This window comes from Bacillus sp. FSL H8-0547, from assembly GCA_038002745.1.
GTDB lineage: Bacteria > Bacillota > Bacilli > Bacillales > Bacillaceae > Bacillus_P.
In genome coordinates this window covers 3,625,234-3,645,099 of sequence record JBBODD010000001.1, presented here as the reverse complement: position 1 = coordinate 3,645,099, position 19,866 = coordinate 3,625,234, and the positions used below count along the sequence as shown (strand labels likewise).

Below are 19,866 nucleotides of genomic sequence, written 5' to 3'. Positions count from 1 at the left end.
AAAGCACCTTCATTTCACCATTCCGCTGATAATCAGCCTGATTTTCTGTTCGTTTGTAAATGATTTCAGCGTTTTCTTTTCAAGGTAGTGATGATTCATCGGGATAAATACGTTCATGTTGTTTTTAAGGTCTGGAGATGGCTTTGTGACGATGCGTTCGCCTTTTTCAAGACCCTGAAGGACTTCATTTCGGCTGTTTATTTTCAGGCCGAGATCCAGCTTCCTTTTTTCGAGTTTCCCTTTTTTCAGCACATAAATGTATTGGTTACCCTTTTGTTTTTTCATCACTGTGTCGTCGATGACGATGACCCCGCTCCGCTCTTCAAGCACGATGTCCATGCCGACATGAAATCCGTGATGCCAGTTTTCAGAGGGTTCAATCAGTTCAGCGAGAAACGGATAATAACTCTCGTTCTGATCAACAGAAGGCTTATCGATTGGCGTCATCGTCACTTCCCTGATTATCGCTTCTTTTTCTGTATTTGGAAGGGCTTCTGCTTCGGCAGTCGCCTTTTGACCCTCTTTTACTTGCACAGCGTCTTTTTCGGACAGTTTGCCTTCTATTAGAAAGGGCTCACTGGATTGAATGACGATCATCGGATCTTCGGGGCTTTGAGGAAAAGGATTGACGGCTGTTACAATCCCGTCCATTTTGCTCGTCACATTATAAGCTTCTTTTTGAGCTTGCAGTCTTGTAATCTTCTGCTCGTTACTGTCAATCTGCTGATTCAGGTAGTCAATTTGATCCTGCTTGTCGCCAATTTGACTGCTTATGGCTTTCTTGCCTGCGGAATCATCCAGATAGACGCCTTCTTCCACTTCAACAGGGACGCTTGCCTCATCTAAGTCGTCCTGCAAATCGGACAGGTCTGATTCTGCAGAGGAAATTCTGGACTTAAGATCCGTATTTTGATCCTGCAGTTCTTCCATTTCAGCGTCCAGGTGGCCGGTTTCATAAGTGATGAGAGGATCTCCTGTCACTACGGCATCACCTTTGCTGACAAGTACTTCCTGTAGCGTTCCAAGGTCTTTGCTGTACATGACCTTATAATCTGAAGCAGGAACAACCACCCCTTTTGTGAAAAGAAGTTTCTGCAGGTCCCCCGTTTCCGCTTTTGTAAACTGACTGATTGATTTCGATCTCTCGATTTTGTCTGATGTGAAAATAACGGCTGTATTAACAGCCATAAATACAACGGCTAAAGAAATGATTCCGATCACTGCTTGTTTTTTCATACGTCCCCCTGAAGCGAAATCCCGATATCCTGCACAAGTACTGTAAAGACAGCTACAAGCAGAATGTAGAGAAGGTTTGAGAAGATTACGGTTCCTGCAGCACGCTTCCATGATTTATCCGAAAGCATTTTCAGTCCAATCATCTGCACATATGCGCTCCATATAAGGAACACCGTTATGAAGCTTACTAACGTTACGGCGAAGGTCTGATCTGTCAAAAGCTGAATCAGAACGCCAAATCCAAATGGGGAGGAATCGCGCTGAACGCCAAGTAAATGAAAGAACGGAAAGTTCAGCAGTTTTTCCATCGTCATTAAAAACAACGGAAACAGCTGAAGCGTGATCAGCTTGTCCCACTCTATATCTCTATAAAACACTTTAAATACGAAGGTGAAAAAGAGAACCATAACAAGAGGAGCAGTAATTGAAGCAACGATGCCGCCGATGCCGAATAACAGCTTGGCAAACTCAAATTTCTCCCTTTTTATCAGATCAAGATAAGCAGTAATGGCCTCAGTATGTACACCGAGGTACGCACTTGCTGCTGCAAGAAGCACGCTAAGCACAATCAAGGCTGCAAATCTTGCGTAAAATCCTTTAATGGCTTCAGCTTCTTTCAATTTTCCAAAGTAAGCAGAGGGTTCTGTTAAGCCTTCTACTATACGAACGTGATGCATTCTATTTCCCCCTGTCAAAAAAAAACGATTACTAGAAATTTATAGCATATTTCCGGCATGGTTAATAGTCACTTTTGGCATATTATGAAAAATCAGCTCAGATTCCGGTCTATTTTTAGACATTTCCCAGCCACCTGCGACGAGTTTTTTCAGTAAATTGAATTGGCAGATAACCTCACACTATGCATCTTTATACGTTTTATGGTAAACTTATCATTATTTTAATTTTCAAAAAACATCTTTAATCAGAGATGGAATCCATTCCAGTAAAGAGGTGCTAAATATGACAGCTAAAACAGAAACGATCAAGGAACGCGATCATCACGCTGCTTTGAGGCGCGATGTGAAGTTTTTAGGGAATATGCTTGGAGATGTCCTTGTTCATCAGGGCGGTCATCCGTTGCTTGAAATGGTAGAAAAGATTAGAGAAATGACAAAATCACTTCGCTGCCATGCGGATGAAAGCATATACGCAGACTTAAAAGCTGAGATTTCGACACTCGACCCGGAGCTCAGAAAACAGGTGATCAGGGCTTTTGCTGTTTATTTTCATCTGGTGAACATCGCAGAACAAAATCACCGCATCCGGAGAAGACGCGAGTATCAATTTCAGGAAGACTCAGGCAAACAGCCGGGCTCCCTTGAACATGCTGTAGCTTCGATGAAGGAAAACGGGGTTTCATCAGAAGTGATTCAGCAGCTTTTGAAAACTCTTTCCCTTGAATTGATTATTACCGCCCACCCGACTGAAGCGACACGCCGCAGTGTTCTTGAAATTCATAAACGCATTGCCGGCCTGCTGCACAGTCTTGACCAGCCGATTCACACAGAACGCGAGCGTGCAGAACTTGAGGACAGACTGTTCAATGAAGTGGTTATTCTGTGGCAGACGGATGAACTGCGTGACCGTAAACCTACTGTAATGGATGAAGTCGCAAACGGACTTTACTATTTCGATGAAACGCTCTTTGAAGTGCTTCCGCAAATTCACCAGGAGCTGGAGCTTTGCCTGTCTAAAAATTATCCTGGGCAGGAATGGCATGTTCCTAATTTCCTCCGCTTTGGTTCATGGATTGGCGGAGACCGAGACGGAAATCCTAACGTAACACCTGAGATTACGTGGAAAACCTTGACGAAACAGAGAGCGCTCGCGCTCAGAAAGTACAGAGAATCGCTGAAAATCCTCAGAAAACGCCTTAGCCAGTCGACCAAACGGGTTGCTGTCAGCGATGAACTGCTTGCGTCCGTGCAGGGGGAAACGCCTCTTTTAAGCAAAGGAGAAAGATGGCAGGTGGAGCATGAAATCTACCGCTGCAAGCTGACCATCATGCTGAAAAAACTTGATCAGCAGCAGGCCTTCTGCTACAGGAGTTCTGATCAGCTGCTGAAAGATTTGAAAATGATTCAGCAGAGCGTTTTGCTTCATCATCCGAAAGGGTACGAACTGAAAAGCCTGCAAAAACTGATCAGGCAAGTGGAGCTGTTCGGTTTTCACCTTGCAACGCTTGATATCCGAAATCACAGCGGAGAGCATGAGGCTGCCATCAAAGAGATTTTCCATTCTGTTAACCTTGCAGAAGACTATTCAAGTCTCACAGAAGAGGAAAAAATGAAGCTGCTGCAGGACGTGCTTCAGGATCCGAGGCCTCTAGTTTCGTTTAAAGAGAACTATACAAAAGAAACTCAGGACGTTCTGGACGTTTTCCATATGATCAGACGTGCCCATAAAGAATTCGGCAAACGTTCCATTGAAGTTTACTTAATCAGCATGACCCAGTCTGCAAGCGATCTTCTTGAAGTGATGGTGCTTGCAAAAGAAGCGGGCATCTACAGGCTTCATCCGGATGGAAGAATCGAAAGCAGGCTGAACGTCGCTCCCCTGCTTGAGACGATTGACGACCTGGTGGCAGGACCGAAAATTATGGAACAGCTGTTTCAGCTTGATTTTTACCAAAAGCACCTGAGTGAACAGAATAATCTGCAGGAAATCATGCTCGGGTATTCAGACGGCAGCAAAGACGGCGGAACGCTGACCGCGAACTGGAAGCTTTACAAAGCGCAGCAGGAAATTCATGACATGGCTAAGCATTACAATGTGAGGCTGAAATTTTTCCATGGACGCGGCGGCTCACTCGGACGCGGCGGCGGTCCGCTTAATAGAAGTCTTCTTTCTCAGCCTGCTGAAACACTGGGTGACGGGGTGAAAATTACAGAGCAGGGTGAAGTTCTATCCTCCCGCTACGGCTTGTATGATATTGCCTACCGCAGTCTTGAACAGGCGGCATCCACACTGATAACAGCTGCAGCACATGTCTCATCAGAAGCCGAACAGTCCAACGTCCGGACCGGGGAATGGGAAAAAGAAATGGATGAAATTTCATCTGTATCCCTGAGCAAATATCAGGAGCTGGTCTTTAAAGATCCTGACTTCCTGACCTATTTCAAAGAGGCAACACCGCTTCCGGAACTTGGGGCCCTCAATATCGGCTCACGTCCAATGAGCAGAAAAGGCAGCGAACGGTTTGAAGATCTTCGCGCAATTCCATGGGTATTTGCCTGGACTCAAAGCAGACAGCTTCTCCCTGCCTGGTATGCAGCCGGCACCGGACTGTCTGAAGGAAATCTTGATAACTTAAAACAAATGTACAAAAAATGGCCGTTCTTCCGTTCGACCATTGATAATCTTCAAATGGCCCTTTTGAAAGCAGATTTGATGGCTGCAAGAGAATACTTGGCGATGGTAGAAAATAAACAGGCTGCTGAACGCATCTTCAACGATATCGAAACGGAGTATGTGCAGACAAAAAATGCGCTTCTTGCGATTACAGGCCAGAATGAACTGATGGATCACATTCCTAACATCCAGGAATCTGTCAGACTCCGCAACCCTTATGTCGACCCGCTGAGCTTTTTGCAGGTGGATGTCATTTCAAAGCTTCGCAAAACGGATGAAGAATCAGATGCCGGAGAATTGTTAAGCGAAGTGCTGCTCACAATTAACGGCATTGCCGCAGGACTTAGAAATACTGGCTGATTGCCCAAACCGGACGCGTCATGCGTCCGGTTTTTTTCTGGCTTTTAAAAACAGCCAGATCATGAGGCTTAAAAACACACAGCCAAAACTTGCATAAATAAGCGACCACTTTATAAAGGAAAAAACAGGCGTGAGTTCTGCTGCAACGGGCGTTTTGGCAGGATACCTTGCCATAACAGCTGAAGCACTGATGTTTTCGAGAAAGTCAAAGAGCGCTCCTCCAAACGGAAGAAGATTAGCCAATTTTAACAGCTGCGGTTTGAGGCCGTGCAGGAAAAAAGTGATAACGGATGCAAGAAAAAACAAATAAACAAGAGGCCAGATGACATCAAACGTGAACCTTGCTTTAATGTAATGGTCCCTCCCCTTCTCACCATAGCTTTCAGCTATTTCATAAAGAGTTTGAGCGGAATAAAGGTATGACCCGTCCGGCGATTCTCCTGTGCCTGTTGCCGCCTTGCTCGATTCTGCAGCATTCGGCAGGACAAAAATCATAAAGAGTATGAAGACAGCTAATGCAGCAAGCACGGTTTTCCAGCCGATTTTTTGGTAGAGCCAGCCTGAAAACATATGTACGTTTTTCATCTCGAATCCCTCCCATTGCTTTTTTAAAATTTATTCAAGGAATAGCGCACTTTTTCCTTACAAACAGATTAACAGTCCAGATGTGTTTTTTGACAGTCCCAATACTCTCTCTTACAATCCGGACATGTACACTAACAATCCAAATGCACGCTTCACACGATAAAAGAATTTCCTTAAAACAGTTGCTTTTTTACCAGTTAACTGTCAAGCTAGGATAGGTACAAAAACGCAGCAGGAAAGAGAAATAGGTGACAGAATGATTGAAATCAAAACATCCTCCCTTAGTGACGGGGAATTTAATAGAGGCGTTTTCGCAACGCGTGACATTAAAAAAGGCGAGGTTATCCACGAAGCACCGGTAATCCCCTACCCTAACGCAGAGCATGCCCACATTGAAAAAACAACATTAGCTGATTATGCATTCGAGTACGGCAAAAACCACACCTGCATTCTCCTTGGCTACGGAATGCTCTTCAACCACTCCTATACACCGAATGCCACGTATGACATCAGCTTTGAAAAACACGTGTTTATTTTCAGCGCCTACAAAGACATCAAAGCCGGAGAAGAAATACTCATAAACTACAACGGCGATGAAGAAGATCAAGAGCTCCTCTGGTTTGACCGCGAAGACGAAAACAACTAGAAAAAACTGACTCTCAGGAGTCAGTTTTTTTACATAGTCTCATAAAACACAATCCGGTTTCCGAATGGATCCCCAACACGAACTTCACGGGTATTCCATGGCATCTCTTCAATCCCAGGCCTTGCGTATTTATACTGTTTGGCTGTCAGGCTGGCATGAAGCGCCTCTATATCTGAGACTTCAATTCTCACCGCTGCCCCCGGACAGCAGTCCCCGTAGTTTTCTGAAAGATGAAGAATACAAGCACCCAAGGATATTTGCATATAGAGGGGCAGTTCTTCTTCAAAACGGTGCTCCCAGTCCACTTTAAATTCCAGAAATGATAGATAGAACTCTCTGGCTTTTTCTTCATCAAATATGCGAAAAATAGGGGTCGGACTTTTCATTTGGAATGCTGGACTCACTATTTCCCTCTCCTTTATCAGTTTACTATTTTCACAAGCTAAACCTATTCTTAAGTGTAATGGCAGTTCCTTCCTGCTTGATAAGTGCCATTAACAAAAGAGATTACTGGTTTGGCGGTTCCTTTCTGCCTGATAAGTGCCATCAACAACAGATATAGCGAGTTTGATGGTTCCTTTCTGCCTGATAAGTGCCATCAACAACAGAGATTCCAGGTTTGGCGGTTCCTTTCTGCCTGATAAGTGCCATCAACAACAGAGATTCCAGGTTTGATGGTTCATTACTGCCTGTTAAGTGCCATCAACAACAGATATAGCGAGTTTGATGGTTCATTTCTGCCTGTTAAGTGCCATCAATAACAGAGATTCCTCGTTTGATGATTCCTATCTGCCTGATAAGTGCCATCAACAACAGATATAGCGAGTTTGATGATTCCTATCTGCCTGATAAGTGCCATCAACAACAGAGATTCCAGGTTTGATGGTTCATTTCTGCCTGATAAGTGCCATCAACAACAGAGATTCCAGGTTTGATGGTTCATTTCTGCCTGATAAGTGCCATCAACAACAGAGATTCCTGGTTTGATGGTTCATTTCTGCCTGATAAGTGCCATCAACAGCAGAGATTCCAGGTTTGATGGTTCATTCCTGCCTGATAAGTGCCATCAACAAAAGAGATTCCTGGTTTGATGGTTCATTTATGCCTGTTAAGTGCCATCAAGAACAGTGATTCCTCGTTTGGCGGTTCCTTTCTCCCCGATAAGTGCTATCAAGAATAAAGATTCCTGGTTTGATTATTAGAAGATAGTTATGTCACAGTCCTTTATTTAAATTAAATTTCTATTTTTTCACTTTTTTTAAGGACTAGCACGAAAAGTACAATCAATGTCAAGCATCCAATCAAGTACTGCAGAGAAGAAAGTGGATTTGAGGCAACCATGACTGGATAGAAATAACCAGGGAAATTTTCAACTAAGTTTGAAATAAATACGTTATCAATGCTCTCCAACAAATTTGACAAAATATTGTGAAAAAAGAACAGGGACGCTGTCAAAATACCATAAACTGCTCCACTTACGACACCATATAATAATAAAAAATATCCGAACAAGAAAAAAGTTAGCACTAGAAGGAACACGTTAGCAGAAAATCCCAGAAGGAAGGAAATCTTCAACTCTCCAGACACCCCAAGTTGTTTTGTAACTAAAAGTAAGGCAATCCCTACTGTCACATATATGAAACTGACCCATAGTGCAATTACGACATTTGCTAGTACATAGTTTTTTCTGTTTTGTTTTGAGTTGTTAATCAATGAGACTGTCTTAGATAAATAGTCTCTATTAACAAAATAAAGGGGGTGTAATACAGCAGCGAGCATTCCCAACATACAATAAAAGTTCGAGACATGCTTAATGTTAAACGATGCAGCAGTTCCTATTAGGATGAGATAACTTATGAGTATTGCCGGGCCTAATGCTCCCAGTAATCCGACAATCAAATGTCCCCTCTTTAATAAATCACTTAAATTCTCATTAACATAATTTTTAATATCCAATACCACGATCTTCACCTCCAAGTTTTTTCATATAGACATTACGAAGCGTCTTCTTTTCACTAGTAAAATCAACTAATTTTATCCCCAATTTATTTAAGAAACGGAAAATATCAGCGTTTTCTGAAGTTGTTTCAATTTCAATTGTTTTTTCACTCGAATAAATGATACTACCAAACTTTTGATGTTCAATAAAAGCGGCTAATTCACTAGGATGATCGAAAACTAGTTTTAATATGCACTGGCTCTTGTCATTTAATAGCTCTTCTTCAAGAATGTTCCCATTTTCTAAAAACAAGACACGATTACAGACGCTCTCAATATCTTCTAACTTATGGCTGGATATCAAAACACCAATTCTCCGCTCCTTAGCCATTTTTTTCAATTGTTGCAATACTTGGATGGATGTTTCGATATCCATACCATTTGTCGGCTCATCTAGTACAACATACTTCGGATTGTTCAATAGACTTATAACTATTCCTAACTTTTGCTTCATTCCCAAGGAATATTCCTTTACTTTTTTATTCAATACATCAAATATATGTAAACTCTTTAAAAGCTCTTCGTATTCACTAAGTTTAAATTTGTTCCCGTAAATTTTTGAAAAATAAGATAAATGTGCTAATCCAGTCTTATTACTAAATAGCTTAGGTTCCTCAATCAAGTATCCAACGTGATCATTGTCTTTAACTGATCCATCAAATTTCTGAATTGTTTGAGCGATTATCTTCATCAGCGTACTTTTTCCAGCGCCATTATTGCCAACTAAACCGACGATTTCCCCTTGTTTGAAATAAAAAGACAACCCATTTAAAACGACAGCGTCCTTGTATTTCTTAGTAATTGCATCAATATGCATTTTACCATCCCCCTATATTGTTCATCAGTTTGAAAAATCTTTTACATATCGAATGGCAAGATATATAGCTGCAGCAATGAAGGCGATTGAATATTTAAATAAGAAGAAAATTTGCCACATATAATCTTTCGGGAAAAACATATCGCACAAAATGATTCCACTTAACATGATAAGAGAACTTTTTAAATATATTTGATTTGTTCTTTCGTCCTCCTTACCTATTTTGTTTCGAAGGATGAATATAAGCCCTATACCTACAAAAACAAGTATAAAACCAATAACAATCAGCATGTTCCAGTTAGCAGTTGATTGTTCCACCCATGCTTTTAGTGGGGAAAAAAGTGTATTTGTTACATAATCAAACATCATTTCCATCATTCCCTTTCTCATAAGTAAAAATTTCGTTTACATCAACATCAAAAAAATCGGCAATCCGGAAAGCCAAAAGCATTGTGGGTACATAATTTCCTTTTTCCATTACAAAAATGGTTTGTTTGGAAACTCCGACTTTCTCTGCCAATTCTTGCTGAGACATTCTTGCTAGTACACGGTACTCGTAAACCTTGTTGGATATGGAATCTCCAAAATCTTTCTTCATCATCAACACCTCTTAAGTCAAATTGTAAACTTGGTTTTTATAAAAGTAAAGTAAACTTATATAAAATAACTAAATGTTTTTACTTTTTATTTTGTTACTTTGATTAAATAAGACTTATCATACAGAAAGAACCTGACGATAATTTATCGTCAGGTTCACATTAAGATCCCATAAATGAATATCTACGTTTTTTTACTCCACATTACTGTGCTTTAAAAAAGCCTGCTCATTCGAAACCTTTTTAAGTTCAGCGTATTTCAGGCATATTGCGTCAAAAAGAAGATGGACACACTGATCGAATAACGAACCCAGAGGCTGAACCGTCGGCTGTTCGCCTTCTTTGCGGTACTTAGTGGCTGCCGGTGCATGGAGAACCATGGAAGCTGTTTCTGCAAGCGGACCTTCAGAATCAGCTGTGACTGCCAGAACGGAGCAGCCTAATTCCTTTGCTTTTTCAGCTGTCCACAGAACACTTTTCGTTTTTCCTGAACCGGATACGGCAACAAGCATATCATCATCCGACATGCCTGGTGTGATCGTTTCTCCGACAGCATACACCTCTGCACCCAGATGCATCAGGCGCATGGCAAACGATTTTGCCATTAGTCCCGAGCGACCTTCTCCTGTGACAAAAATCCGCCTGTTTTTGTTTAATTCCTCTGAGATGGCGATCAGCTGACCATCGTCTATTTTGCCTAATACGGTCTCTATCTCTTTTAAAATCGTGTCCGTTCCGCTCATTTCATTGCCTCCTTTTCAAGGATCAGGGTTCTCAGGTTTGCAGCTGCAAGACCAGGGTTTTCTGCTTTTGTAATGGCCGACCCTATTATGAGAATGTCAGGAAGCTCATTCATCCTGCTGATGGATTCCGGAGTCAGTCCGCCTGCTGCAGCTGTATTAAGCCTTCCTTCAGTAAAGGTAAGTCTTGCTCCCGTCAGTTCCTGTTCATCCTTGCTCACATGCTCGCAGAAAACCGCATGTTTAAATACAGCAAGTTCTTCCCGCTGTTCTGCCGTTGTGTTCAACAGGTCAATCATTACCTGTTTCCCTCTTTTTTCAGCTTCTTTTACGCATGCTTCCACTGTTTGAATGGGACTTGCCCCCATCACTGTCATTATGTCAGCTCCCGCATCAAAGCACAGACCGCACTCGTATACCGCGTTGTCCATGGTTTTCATATCCGCTGTTACCTGCTTGTCCGGAAAAGCTTCTTTCAATTTTTGAACGCTGGTCATTCCAAATTCCTTTATAAGGGACGTTCCGGTCTCAAGAATATCGACATATGGTGCAGCTTTGGATGCCGTTTCTATCGCTTCTTCTATCGTCATTCGGTCCAGCGCGAGCTGTATCTTCATTTTTCGTCCTCCTAAACCGGTTTAGTTGCTCCGTTTAAAAAAAGAGAATCATCAGGAAGATTCTCTTATAATTAATTCGCAGTCAAACACTTCTTCTGCAGGAGCAACATGTTCACCATTGATTTTTTTCAGGAGCAGTTCTGCAGCTCTCTGTCCCATTCTGTAACCGGGCTGGTCGATCGTCGTCACTCCTGTTTCAGCCAAATGGGCAAGCGGAATATTATCAAATACGACCAGTGCCGCATCCTTTCCGATTTTCAGCTGATTGTCTTTGAAAAATTCAAGAGTTTCCATAAAGACCAAGTCGTTTCCGGCAAACAGCGCGGTTGGCGGATCCTTTAGTGAAAACAGCTTTTTAAGTTCTGTCTTCATCTGCTCTCTTTCTGCATGAATCATATATTCCTGTTTAAGCGGAATGCCTGCCTCGCGAAGAGCTTCTTTGTATCCGTTTAGTCTGTCGATCCTCGGACTGATGACAAGCGGCTGGGTTGCTATGGCGATTTCCTTGTGCCCGCCGGCCAGCAGATGCCTGATGGACTCAGCAGCTGCAGCTTCATTTGCTGCCAGCACGTAGTTTGCTTCCAACCCTTCCACTCTGCGGTCCATAAATACGACCGGATAGTTCTCTTTGATCAATTTTTGATACAAATCCAGATTTCTGCCTGTCGGAAAAATGATCAGGCCATCCACCTGCTTGGCATGGAGCACTTCAATGTACTGCCGCTCTTTCTCCGGATCATCGTCTGCATTGCAGAGAATAGCGTGTATATCATGTTTATGGCAATAGTCTTCAATCGAACGGCTGACTTCAGTCGACAGCCGGTGCATAATGTTTCCCACGATAATGCCGATCATGGACGTGCGTTTTTGCTTCAGGCTTCTGGCCAGATAATTCGGCTGATAGCCAAGGTCCTTAATCGCTGCTTCTATTTTCTTTTTTGTGTCTTCTCCCATATATTCATAACGCTTGTTGATAAACTGGGAGACCGTGCTTTTGGACACTCCAGCTTCTCTGGCAACATCCGCCATTGTTATACGTGCCATTGTCATCACTCTTTCAAACATGTCTTCCCCTTCATTCTATCTGATAGAAGAAGGGGAATCCACTGCTTTAGACGTTTCAGCCTCCCCTGACTTGCGCGTATTTATCCGTATTGCGGGCTTTGTTCACCTCTTCAATAAAGGCTGCAGCTTTCTCTGTCATCTGAAAAAGAACCTGATCAGTAAGCTCGGCTTTTGTATTGACAAGTGTGCTGCCTGCTCCTACTGCAATTGCGCCAGCTTTGATGTAATCCCCTGTGTTGTGGAGATCCACCCCTCCTGTCGGCATTAGCGGAATGTGCGGAAGCGGTCCGGCAATATTTTTCAAGTAGCCTGGTCCGACTGAATCTGCTGGAAACACTTTAATCAGGTCAGCTCCGTATTCAAATGCCGTCAAAATTTCGGTTGGTGTAAAGGCCCCGGGCACGCTGATGACTCCGTACCTTTTCGCCATGGCAATTGTTTCTTTTTTGACAGTTGGGGAAAAGATGAATTTTGCCCCTGACATAATGGCTGCGCGCGCTGTTTCAGGATCCAGAACGGTTCCTGCTCCCACAAGCACATCACTTCCAAAATGAGATGCTGCCGCCTCAATCACACTGCTAGCTTTAGGTGTTTCCATCGTAATCTCAAGCGCCGTTACCCCTCCTGCTTTCAAAGCCTTTCCGATTGATAGAATCGATTCGGGCGTAGCCCCTCTGATGACTGCTACAACTCCGCGTTTTCTGATTTCTGCTGCTCCCATTTCAGTAGCCTCCTTTTATTATGAAACGTTTAATGCACCGTTCTTCATCTGTTTTTTACTGGACTGTTTTGTTGCCAGAATGGTTAAGATGGCTGAAATGAGCAGCGACCCTGCCATAAATAGATAAGAAGCTCCAAATCCTCCTGTAGAACCGTTCAAATAGCCCACAACATATGAACCTACAAATGACCCCAGTGCTCCCATGGAATTGATCAGGGCCATGGCGCCGCCGGCAACATTCCTCGGGAGAATCTCCGGAATAATGGCAAAAAACGGACCGTACGGAGCGTACATGGCACCGCCCGCCAGAACAAGCAGACCGAAACTTAGCCAGAAATGATCAGGGCCGATTAAATACGATGCGTAAAAGGCAATGGCACCAACGAAAAGAAATGGCCAGACGAACTCTTTCCGTTTCTGAAGCTTATCTGAGTAATGGGAAGCAAGCAGCATCAGAGCTACGGCCAGCACATAAGGAACAGCCGAAAGCCATCCTGTTTGGACAATGCTCATATTCGGAGCTGCTTTTATGATGGAAGGAAGCCACATAACAAAACCATATAGTCCGACGCTCCAAAGAGCATATTGTGCCGCAAGTAAGATGACAACTTTTGATTTAAACGCTTCTTTATAATTTTTAACCGGTTTAATGCCCTGCTGCTCTTGCTCCAAAGCATACTGAAGATCCGCTTTTTCTTTCGCACTCAGCCATTTCGCATCTTTAGGATGATCAAATACGAGTTTCCACCAAAGAAACGCCCAAATGACAGCAGGAAGGCCTTCGATAATAAACATCCATCTCCATCCGTATGCTTCAAGAAGGTAACCTGAAACAATTGACATCCACAGCACCGTCACAGGATTTCCAAGAATCAGGAACGTATTGGCTCTTGAACGCTCTGCTTTTGTAAACCAGTGACTTAAAAAGACCAGCATCGCAGGCATAACGGCACTTTCAACTACTCCGAGCAAAAAACGAATAGCGAACAAGTAGTTGACATTAGACACCATTCCGGTCAGAGTGGCAAGTATTCCCCACCCGATAAGCGACCAGAAGATCAGTACCTTGGCACTCTTTTTTTCCGCATAATGTGCACCGGGCACCTGAAAGAAAAAGTATCCCAGGAAAAACAGTGATCCAAGCAGGGAGGAAATGGCAGGTGTAATCTGCAGATCTTCTGCAAGGCCTCCCGCTGCCCCGAAAGCGTAATTCGCCCTGTCCAGGTAAGCAAGGCTGTAAGTAATAAAGACTACAGGTATTAAGCGGATCCATCTTTGCTTTGCAAGCGGCTGGTTCATAGGAATGTCCTCCTCAAATTGTCTGATTCATATAGTCAAATAAAGCATGTCTGTCAGGGTAGCCATCATTGTCTCCCTGGGACTGAACAGCAAGTGCTCCAATCGCATTTCCCCGCAGAACAGCGTTGTGCAGGCTGAGGTTTTCGAGCAGACCGCTGATGAGCCCGACTGCAAATCCGTCTCCCGCCCCAACGGTATCGACAACGGTTTCCACCTGGAAGGGGCTGACAACCCCTTCTTCTTTAAAGGATTTATAATAGGCTCCGTCTTCTCCAAGCTTGATGACAACTGCTTTTACGCCTTCATTCAAATAAAACGCCGCAATTTCCTCAGGGCTGTTCAAACCGGTTAAAAGCTTTCCTTCCGCTAAACCGGGAAGAACATAATCTGACTGAACAGCCATTCTGTTCACGGTTTCAATCATTTCCTCTTCGGAAGCCCATAATGCCGGCCGCAGATTCGGATCAAATGTTATGCTTTTTCCAAGTGTTTTCATGTGCTTCAGCGTTTTTTCAGCAAATGACCGGGTATGGGAAGAAACAGCAAGCGGAATGCCCGTCATATGTAAATGTGCCGCACGGCTGAAATACTCAGGCCTGAAGTCTTCTTCGTTCATATAGCTTGCTGCCGAGCCCTTTCTGAAAGACTGAACGAAAGGGTCACCCGACAGAACTTTTTCCTTCAGCTGAAACCCTGTCGGATACCGTGAATCTTTCAACACATGCTCGACATCCACTTTTTCCTCTGCAAGCCTTTTCATAATGTAGGTGCCAAATGCATCTTCCCCGACCTTACTTGCCCATCCGGCATTGAGACCCAGCCTGGCAAGTCCGATTGCAACATTCGTTTCTGCGCCTGCAAGCTCACGGGTAAAATGTTTTACTTCATCAAGCGGTCCCGGCTCATCAGCCATGAACAGCGCCATCGCTTCACCAAACGTCACAACATCCATTGGTTTCATGCCCTCCCACCCTTCCATCTGATTTTCTTTTGCTAAACCGATCAATTCTTTTAATCTTTCATGGGGATGTATTGGAAATTCCAGTGCAGCCGGGACAGATTTCCCCGTCCTGTTTTGAAACATCCTCCACCCGGCCTGCTCTGCTGCTGACAGTTCGGATGGATGAAGCTCGCCCCCTCTTAATGCCACTTCTTTTAGATGCAAATAGGAAATGTGCTCTTGTAATCTGCTGAAAGCTAATTCAGGCTCCTCACCCGTAAAGTGCCAGTTTCCGATGTCAAATGTCATCCTGACTGGAATCCTCATATTCGAAGCGCTTTCAAAAAAGCCCGACAGACGCTCAACTTTGCCTCCGTGAGGTGTCTGATCATTTTCGATAAGAAGCTGCATCCCTTTATAATCCTTTAAAAACAGATCCAGTTCTGTAAGATCGGAAACTCCTTGTAAATATTGACCGAGAGAAAGTTTCAGCCATTTTGCGCCAACTGCGAGAGCCTCTCCGAACACTTTTACTAGTTCAGAAGAATGTAAGATTCCACCCTCACCCCATACCTCTGCCGGAGCAGAATAGACCGTAAACATGGAAAGGCGCTCCAGTTCTTCTTTCAGATAGGTTAATGAGTCACGTTCTGAAAGCAGCTCTTTGCGTATTTCAATTCCGTCTGCTCCTGCTTCAGCTGCTATCCGGATGAAATTCAGCTGTCCTTTTTCTAAAACTTCTTTTCTGTCAAAAACATTCATTGGAACGATAATCAAGTAACGGTCAGCCTCCTAGCCTTTTAATAAATCGGTTTAGTAAATCGGTTTAGTGAAAGTATACACTTTTTGAAAGCGGTTTACAACTCTTTTTTTGCACAGCTTTCACAAAAGTCAGCTGCACTGTAATCAATTGTTTTTCAGAGATTGATAGGTATTAGGCGTTTATATTAAAAAAGCCCACTTCAGTACTTGACTGAAATGGGCACTTCTTCATTATTTTTTCATTTCTTCTCCATTGAAAACTTTAACCTCAGGCGGTGCAGCAAAAAACTGCATCGCTTTTCCTGAAAATGCCTTAAAATGCTCGCTGCTGTTGTGCAGTTCAACTGCTTCTGCATCCTTCCACAGCTCGATCATTTTGTACGCGCCATCTGTTTCAGTGTCCTTCATCAGATCGTATGCAATATTGCCTTCTTCTTCTCTTGAAGCTGCAACAAGCGGACGAATTTCGTTTAGAAAGTCAGCTTCTTTTTCAGTTAACACTTTAAAACCTGCATGTATAATAATCATTTTTCCATCATCCTTTCGGTTACTTCCACTCTGTAATTTTTTCGACAGGCAATCTTACCGACTGGTAGCCTGCATCTGCTGCTTTTCCGATTGAGAGAAGCATAACCGGATAATAGCGCTCTTTATCAAGTCCATATGCTTCTGCAATCTGGTCTTTTTCAAAGCCGCCGATCGGATTTGTATCATAGCCGTGAGCTCTTGCTGTCAGCATAAGCTGCATAGAAACAAGTCCTGCATCAATTAAGTTCATTTCCTTAAGCTGATCGAATGTCATCACTTCAAAGAAGCCTTTAATGGCTGCGACTTGCTGATCGCGGACCTCTGCCGGCATAAAGCCTTTTTCTACAGCTGTGCTGTAGATTTCTTCCAAGTATTCATTACTTTTCATATCTGCAAAAACCGCGATCACAGCGGCTGACGTTTCAACTTGTCTCTGATTGAATTTAGCAAGCGGCGCGAGCGTTTCTTTTCCTTCCTTCGTATCAATCACAACAAAGCGCCATGGCTGAAGGTTAACTGATGACGGCGCAAGTGCTGCTTCTTCAAGAATTTCAGCCATTTCCTCTCTGCTGATTTTAACGGACGGATCATAATTTCTGATGGATCTGCGGCCTCTTACAATTTGCTGGTAATCATTTATAAGTGTTTGATTCATGATGTTTTTCCTCCCTGATGCTATTCATTTATTTTTTCAACATTCTCTTTTATGCGGGAAAGCATTCCCAGCAGGACTTTTCGTTCTTCTTCTGAAAAGTCTGCGAGCACATTTGAGATAAACCGCTGTTTTTCTGAGCGGTATGCAACAATTTTCGATCTTCCTTCTTCTGAAAGACTCACATAAGTGAAACGCTGATCGTCAGGGTTTTTCTTGCGGACAACCATTCCCTTTTCCTCAAGCTGCTTAAGGTGTCTTGTCACAGCTGCATGATCAATATGAACAAGCTTTTGCAGAGCCCTCTGACTGATCTCATCCACTTCATATAGCTGATGGAGAAGATCGAGACGGGCCTGGCTGATGCCTGTACAGCGTTCAAACTTGCTCATCGTCTGTTTTGTAATCTCAAAAACCCGGTACAGGATCTCTTCTTCTTCCTTGCAGAAATGAGGCAATCGCATCCTCCACCCTTTATAATTGATAAGTCAATCATTGACCTATCAATTACTATAAACGATTTGATTTTTAAAGTCAAAAGGTATGCTTCTATGGGTGAATTCAACAAAAAAAGCGCTCCATGTGGAGACGCTCATTCGTATGATGAATAAAACTGGATCATGCTATTTTTGACTTCTTCTTTGAATTTCCTTGTACAGGTTGATAAACGTTGTGTTTCCTTTTCTGAGGCTTTCTGTCCCTCCTTTGCCAATCGGATAGAGCTCCAGATGTTCGACAATCACATCAGGCGCTCCAATTTGAGGCATTTTATTGATCATCACCAATGCCTGTGTTGTTCCTGGAGGTGCAGGTGAAGCAATCCAAACCCAATCCCTGCTTCTGCCGTCTGTCAGTCTTCCTGCAGGAATCGTTCTGATTAACCCGTGTCCGAGCAGCTTGTATGCTGCATTATAGTAAGCAATGGATATGCTGATCTGCGGGCTGCTGAAGGCTCCGCCATTTAACAAAGCTGCATTCAGTTCAAAACTTTCTCCCGGAAAAGCTTTTACATATTGAGTAATAAAACTGTTTAGCTCCCCGCCAAGCAAACGGACAGCATAGACTCCGCTGCTTTTGGCAATGACCGCATGAAATCCTGTCCATGGTGAAAGGCCGCCTGTTTTAAAATTGCCGTTTACAATCCGATTATCTGTCACGCTGGTTCCCCCGAATCTATCAAACTTAATTCTTATTAATGTATGTCCATTACAGGGGTTTGACAGTGCATATGACTACTTGGGACAGCCGGTTGAAAAAATAGACACTAAAATTGGATCAGAGCAAGGATGCGTGAAACGGATTCTCTTTTTTCATCCATCTTCATCTGATCACACAGCCTTTTATGAACAGCCATGAATTCAGGCATCATTTCTTGAAGCACACAAAGAATTTGCTTTTTTTCTTTCCCGCTGTACCACCCATTTAAAAGCGACTGCTGATTTTCCGTCAGCTTACTCCTTGCCCCTTCTATTTTTGCCCAGTCTCCGGGATTATTTGGAGGATATCCCATTTCCATATACCAGCCGGCAGCAATCGACCATCTCATCATGTCCAAACAGTGTAAAGCATAGTAAAATTCATTCCTCATACATCTCCGGTAAGCTTCATGTGCATAGGCAAAAAACTTATTTCTCCAGATGTCAAATTCAGCCTCACTTGCCTTATAACTTAGCGGTTTTGAATGGCTGCGAAGATCTTCCAGGAAACCCTCATGATCTTTAACTATTTCAATATCCCTTAACCACACAGAAGGAGATAAGTCACTGCTCTTGTAATAAAAGGAATCAACTTTAATAAAACAGTCAAAGTGAGCAATACTGTAAGTTGCCTGCGGAAAATCTTCATAAAACAAAACATGTCCCCATCTTTCTGCCCTATTCTTTTTATTTTGCCGGTACTGCTCAAACACGTCATCTTTAACCACAATACGAAGGTCGATATCTGAATAGAGATCTGTATTTCCGGCTCCTATTGATCCCCCGTAAAATACTCCTGACACGCTATCATCGAGAAGAAGATCCTGCTCTATTTTAGCCATCAATTCTTCCCGCCATTTTGGCAGATTTGAATCCCTCTCTTCAAATTTCATAAATGAACCATTCATAAAAAGTGATCCCTCCCCTATATGCCTTCCATTCAGTTTAATGAATAAACTGCGAGATAAAAACTCATAATCACACTCATTATGCCTGCGATGAGTAAGAAGATAAAAAACAGCCTGCGCCATAATCCGCCGAGAAAATAAAGAACAAGAAAGAGAAAATATATCCCGGCACTAATTCCTAAAAACAACAAAAATTCAATTCGTTCATTTGCAGGAAGAGGATTTGTCAGGGTTGTCAATGCTGAACCTCCAAAAATGACGATGGCAAAAAGCATCAATAAGTTCTTCATACTTTGCTCTGTGGATGTATTCATTTCATAAGTCTCCCAGTTTCTCAGTTTCCCATTGTTGAACAAAACCATTTGTTTTTTCCAATTATTTCAGATATTGGCGTCGTGAACAATCCTTAATAGAAAGAATGGTCTTAAGTAATTTACAACTGTTGAGATGGTAAAAAACGCATAATAAAAAGCCACTTTAATAAAAGTGACTCTATCGTTTCATGGTGTATTCCAAAATAAAGTAGAAGCAATTGGGATTACAACAACCCATAAAAGCACAAACGAATTCCCAACCAGCCCCGCTATTTTAAGAGATGTTATCTGAGTAAGTAAGGCAGTAATGATTCCTATTATCGGCAGTACACCTGCTATAATCATTGCAGAATTTGAGAATAAATCTTCGTTAAAAAACCAAGATGCGTACAGGATCAAAGAAATTAAAAAAGCGGTAATTGATATAATGCCTGACTTTCTCATAACCATCCCCCTTTAAGGAATAAATCTTATCGTAAATCTTACTTATTTTACCACTTGTTATTTGTTATTAAAATCAAAACAACAACAATTT

The 19,866-nt window shown here is 42.7% G+C and carries 23 protein-coding genes; 2 read left to right on the top strand and 21 right to left on the bottom strand.

Features of this window, described 5'->3' with window-relative positions:
* Positions 1 to 9: 9 nt before the first annotated feature.
* Both MHB63_18395 and MHB63_18390 read right to left on the bottom strand, forming a co-directional pair.
* Positions 10 to 1,236 (bottom strand): HlyD family efflux transporter periplasmic adaptor subunit, encoded by a 1,227-nt coding sequence (locus MHB63_18395; protein MEK3808495.1) that lies wholly within the window; start codon positions 1,234 to 1,236, stop codon positions 10 to 12.
* On the bottom strand, positions 1,233 to 1,913 hold the full coding sequence (locus MHB63_18390; protein MEK3808494.1) for a YIP1 family protein: 681 nt from the start codon (positions 1,911 to 1,913) through the stop codon (positions 1,233 to 1,235). The genes MHB63_18395 and MHB63_18390 overlap by 4 nt, the downstream gene beginning before the upstream one ends.
* A 283-nt stretch (positions 1,914 to 2,196) precedes the next feature.
* Here MHB63_18390 and ppc point away from each other — a divergent pair, with 283 nt between their 5' ends.
* Positions 2,197 to 4,947, top strand: a complete 2,751-nt coding sequence (ppc, locus tag MHB63_18385) for a phosphoenolpyruvate carboxylase (protein MEK3808493.1) — start codon at positions 2,197 to 2,199, stop codon at positions 4,945 to 4,947.
* A gap of 18 nt (positions 4,948 to 4,965) precedes the next feature.
* Here ppc and MHB63_18380 read toward each other — a convergent pair whose 3' ends face one another.
* Positions 4,966 to 5,532, bottom strand: coding sequence for a hypothetical protein (locus tag MHB63_18380; GenBank protein ID MEK3808492.1), 567 nt, complete (start codon positions 5,530 to 5,532; stop codon positions 4,966 to 4,968).
* Between the two features lie 256 nt (positions 5,533 to 5,788).
* Between MHB63_18380 and MHB63_18375 the strand changes: the two genes are divergently transcribed.
* Positions 5,789 to 6,178, top strand: coding sequence for an SET domain-containing protein (locus MHB63_18375; protein MEK3808491.1), 390 nt, complete (start codon positions 5,789 to 5,791; stop codon positions 6,176 to 6,178).
* 29 nt (positions 6,179 to 6,207) lie between these two features.
* Here the strand turns inward: MHB63_18375 and MHB63_18370 are convergent, their stop codons facing one another.
* The 18 genes from MHB63_18370 to MHB63_18285 form a co-directional block, all read right to left on the bottom strand.
* Positions 6,208 to 6,564, bottom strand: a complete 357-nt coding sequence (locus MHB63_18370; protein MEK3808490.1) for a glyoxalase superfamily protein — start codon at positions 6,562 to 6,564, stop codon at positions 6,208 to 6,210.
* Positions 6,565 to 7,411: 847 nt separating this feature from the next.
* Positions 7,412 to 8,140 carry an ABC transporter permease gene (locus MHB63_18365; GenBank protein ID MEK3808489.1) on the bottom strand — a complete coding sequence of 243 codons (729 nt, stop codon included), beginning with the start codon at positions 8,138 to 8,140 and terminating at the stop codon, positions 7,412 to 7,414.
* Positions 8,124 to 8,993 carry an ABC transporter ATP-binding protein gene (locus MHB63_18360; protein ID MEK3808488.1) on the bottom strand — a complete coding sequence of 290 codons (870 nt, stop codon included), beginning with the start codon at positions 8,991 to 8,993 and terminating at the stop codon, positions 8,124 to 8,126. The genes MHB63_18365 and MHB63_18360 overlap by 17 nt, the downstream gene beginning before the upstream one ends.
* 24 nt (positions 8,994 to 9,017) lie before the next feature.
* A complete protein-coding gene (locus MHB63_18355) occupies positions 9,018 to 9,368 on the bottom strand; it encodes a DUF2178 domain-containing protein (protein ID MEK3808487.1) in 351 nt (116 codons plus the stop codon).
* Positions 9,352 to 9,591, bottom strand: coding sequence for a helix-turn-helix transcriptional regulator (locus tag MHB63_18350; protein MEK3808486.1), 240 nt, complete (start codon positions 9,589 to 9,591; stop codon positions 9,352 to 9,354). Before MHB63_18350 ends, MHB63_18355 begins: the two co-directional genes overlap by 17 nt.
* A 192-nt stretch (positions 9,592 to 9,783) precedes the next feature.
* Positions 9,784 to 10,332 (bottom strand): 6-phospho-3-hexuloisomerase, encoded by a 549-nt coding sequence (hxlB, locus tag MHB63_18345; GenBank protein MEK3808485.1) that lies wholly within the window; start codon positions 10,330 to 10,332, stop codon positions 9,784 to 9,786.
* Positions 10,329 to 10,946 (bottom strand): 3-hexulose-6-phosphate synthase, encoded by a 618-nt coding sequence (gene hxlA, locus MHB63_18340; protein MEK3808484.1) that lies wholly within the window; start codon positions 10,944 to 10,946, stop codon positions 10,329 to 10,331. Before hxlA ends, hxlB begins: the two co-directional genes overlap by 4 nt.
* 51 nt (positions 10,947 to 10,997) lie before the next feature.
* Positions 10,998 to 12,011: a substrate-binding domain-containing protein gene (locus tag MHB63_18335; GenBank protein MEK3808483.1), complete on the bottom strand. Its 1,014-nt coding sequence runs from the start codon at positions 12,009 to 12,011 to the stop codon at positions 10,998 to 11,000.
* A 55-nt stretch (positions 12,012 to 12,066) separates the two neighbouring features.
* The gene (locus MHB63_18330) at positions 12,067 to 12,732 is read right to left on the bottom strand and encodes a bifunctional 4-hydroxy-2-oxoglutarate aldolase/2-dehydro-3-deoxy-phosphogluconate aldolase (protein ID MEK3808482.1); all 666 of its coding nucleotides are present in this window, start codon (positions 12,730 to 12,732) and stop codon (positions 12,067 to 12,069) included.
* Positions 12,733 to 12,750: 18 nt separating this feature from the next.
* The gene (locus MHB63_18325; GenBank protein ID MEK3808481.1) at positions 12,751 to 14,031 is read right to left on the bottom strand and encodes an MFS transporter; all 1,281 of its coding nucleotides are present in this window, start codon (positions 14,029 to 14,031) and stop codon (positions 12,751 to 12,753) included.
* Between the two features lie 13 nt (positions 14,032 to 14,044).
* Positions 14,045 to 14,992: a sugar kinase gene (locus MHB63_18320; GenBank protein MEK3808480.1), complete on the bottom strand. Its 948-nt coding sequence runs from the start codon at positions 14,990 to 14,992 to the stop codon at positions 14,045 to 14,047.
* A gap of 972 nt (positions 14,993 to 15,964) precedes the next feature.
* Positions 15,965 to 16,261 carry a putative quinol monooxygenase gene (locus MHB63_18315; protein ID MEK3808479.1) on the bottom strand — a complete coding sequence of 99 codons (297 nt, stop codon included), beginning with the start codon at positions 16,259 to 16,261 and terminating at the stop codon, positions 15,965 to 15,967.
* 19 nt (positions 16,262 to 16,280) lie between these two features.
* Positions 16,281 to 16,916, bottom strand: a complete 636-nt coding sequence (locus MHB63_18310) for a nitroreductase family protein (protein MEK3808478.1) — start codon at positions 16,914 to 16,916, stop codon at positions 16,281 to 16,283.
* Between the two features lie 20 nt (positions 16,917 to 16,936).
* The gene (locus tag MHB63_18305) at positions 16,937 to 17,371 is read right to left on the bottom strand and encodes a MarR family transcriptional regulator (protein MEK3808477.1); all 435 of its coding nucleotides are present in this window, start codon (positions 17,369 to 17,371) and stop codon (positions 16,937 to 16,939) included.
* A gap of 165 nt (positions 17,372 to 17,536) precedes the next feature.
* Positions 17,537 to 18,070 (bottom strand): NTTRR-F1 domain, encoded by a 534-nt coding sequence (locus MHB63_18300; GenBank protein ID MEK3808476.1) that lies wholly within the window; start codon positions 18,068 to 18,070, stop codon positions 17,537 to 17,539.
* A gap of 107 nt (positions 18,071 to 18,177) precedes the next feature.
* The gene (locus MHB63_18295; GenBank protein MEK3808475.1) at positions 18,178 to 19,017 is read right to left on the bottom strand and encodes an aminoglycoside 6-adenylyltransferase; all 840 of its coding nucleotides are present in this window, start codon (positions 19,015 to 19,017) and stop codon (positions 18,178 to 18,180) included.
* A 32-nt stretch (positions 19,018 to 19,049) separates the two neighbouring features.
* Complete coding sequence (locus tag MHB63_18290) at positions 19,050 to 19,331, bottom strand: hypothetical protein (protein MEK3808474.1); 282 nt, start codon at positions 19,329 to 19,331, stop codon at positions 19,050 to 19,052.
* A 186-nt stretch (positions 19,332 to 19,517) separates the two neighbouring features.
* A complete protein-coding gene (locus tag MHB63_18285; protein ID MEK3808473.1) occupies positions 19,518 to 19,775 on the bottom strand; it encodes a hypothetical protein in 258 nt (85 codons plus the stop codon).
* Between the last annotated feature and the right edge of the window lie 91 nt (positions 19,776 to 19,866).

Coding starts and splice junctions, on each gene's coding strand:
- MHB63_18375 (MEK3808491.1), top strand. CDS start 5,789: ATGATTGAAATCAAAACATCCTCCCTTAGTGACGGGGAATTTAATAGA.
- hxlB (MEK3808485.1), bottom strand. CDS start 10,332: ATGAGCGGAACGGACACGATTTTAAAAGAGATAGAGACCGTATTAGGC.
- MHB63_18310 (MEK3808478.1), bottom strand. CDS start 16,916: ATGAATCAAACACTTATAAATGATTACCAGCAAATTGTAAGAGGCCGC.
- MHB63_18330 (MEK3808482.1), bottom strand. CDS start 12,732: ATGGGAGCAGCAGAAATCAGAAAACGCGGAGTTGTAGCAGTCATCAGA.
- MHB63_18320 (MEK3808480.1), bottom strand. CDS start 14,992: ATGAAACCAATGGATGTTGTGACGTTTGGTGAAGCGATGGCGCTGTTC.
- MHB63_18360 (MEK3808488.1), bottom strand. CDS start 8,993: ATGCATATTGATGCAATTACTAAGAAATACAAGGACGCTGTCGTTTTA.
- MHB63_18390 (MEK3808494.1), bottom strand. CDS start 1,913: ATGCATCACGTTCGTATAGTAGAAGGCTTAACAGAACCCTCTGCTTAC.
- MHB63_18290 (MEK3808474.1), bottom strand. CDS start 19,331: ATGAATACATCCACAGAGCAAAGTATGAAGAACTTATTGATGCTTTTT.
- MHB63_18350 (MEK3808486.1), bottom strand. CDS start 9,591: ATGAAGAAAGATTTTGGAGATTCCATATCCAACAAGGTTTACGAGTAC.
- MHB63_18370 (MEK3808490.1), bottom strand. CDS start 6,564: ATGAAAAGTCCGACCCCTATTTTTCGCATATTTGATGAAGAAAAAGCC.
- MHB63_18335 (MEK3808483.1), bottom strand. CDS start 12,011: ATGTTTGAAAGAGTGATGACAATGGCACGTATAACAATGGCGGATGTT.
- MHB63_18315 (MEK3808479.1), bottom strand. CDS start 16,261: ATGATTATTATACATGCAGGTTTTAAAGTGTTAACTGAAAAAGAAGCT.
- ppc (MEK3808493.1), top strand. CDS start 2,197: ATGACAGCTAAAACAGAAACGATCAAGGAACGCGATCATCACGCTGCT.
- MHB63_18355 (MEK3808487.1), bottom strand. CDS start 9,368: ATGGAAATGATGTTTGATTATGTAACAAATACACTTTTTTCCCCACTA.
- MHB63_18295 (MEK3808475.1), bottom strand. CDS start 19,017: ATGAATGGTTCATTTATGAAATTTGAAGAGAGGGATTCAAATCTGCCA.
- MHB63_18285 (MEK3808473.1), bottom strand. CDS start 19,775: ATGAGAAAGTCAGGCATTATATCAATTACCGCTTTTTTAATTTCTTTG.
- MHB63_18325 (MEK3808481.1), bottom strand. CDS start 14,031: ATGAACCAGCCGCTTGCAAAGCAAAGATGGATCCGCTTAATACCTGTA.
- MHB63_18395 (MEK3808495.1), bottom strand. CDS start 1,236: ATGAAAAAACAAGCAGTGATCGGAATCATTTCTTTAGCCGTTGTATTT.
- MHB63_18380 (MEK3808492.1), bottom strand. CDS start 5,532: ATGAAAAACGTACATATGTTTTCAGGCTGGCTCTACCAAAAAATCGGC.
- hxlA (MEK3808484.1), bottom strand. CDS start 10,946: ATGAAGATACAGCTCGCGCTGGACCGAATGACGATAGAAGAAGCGATA.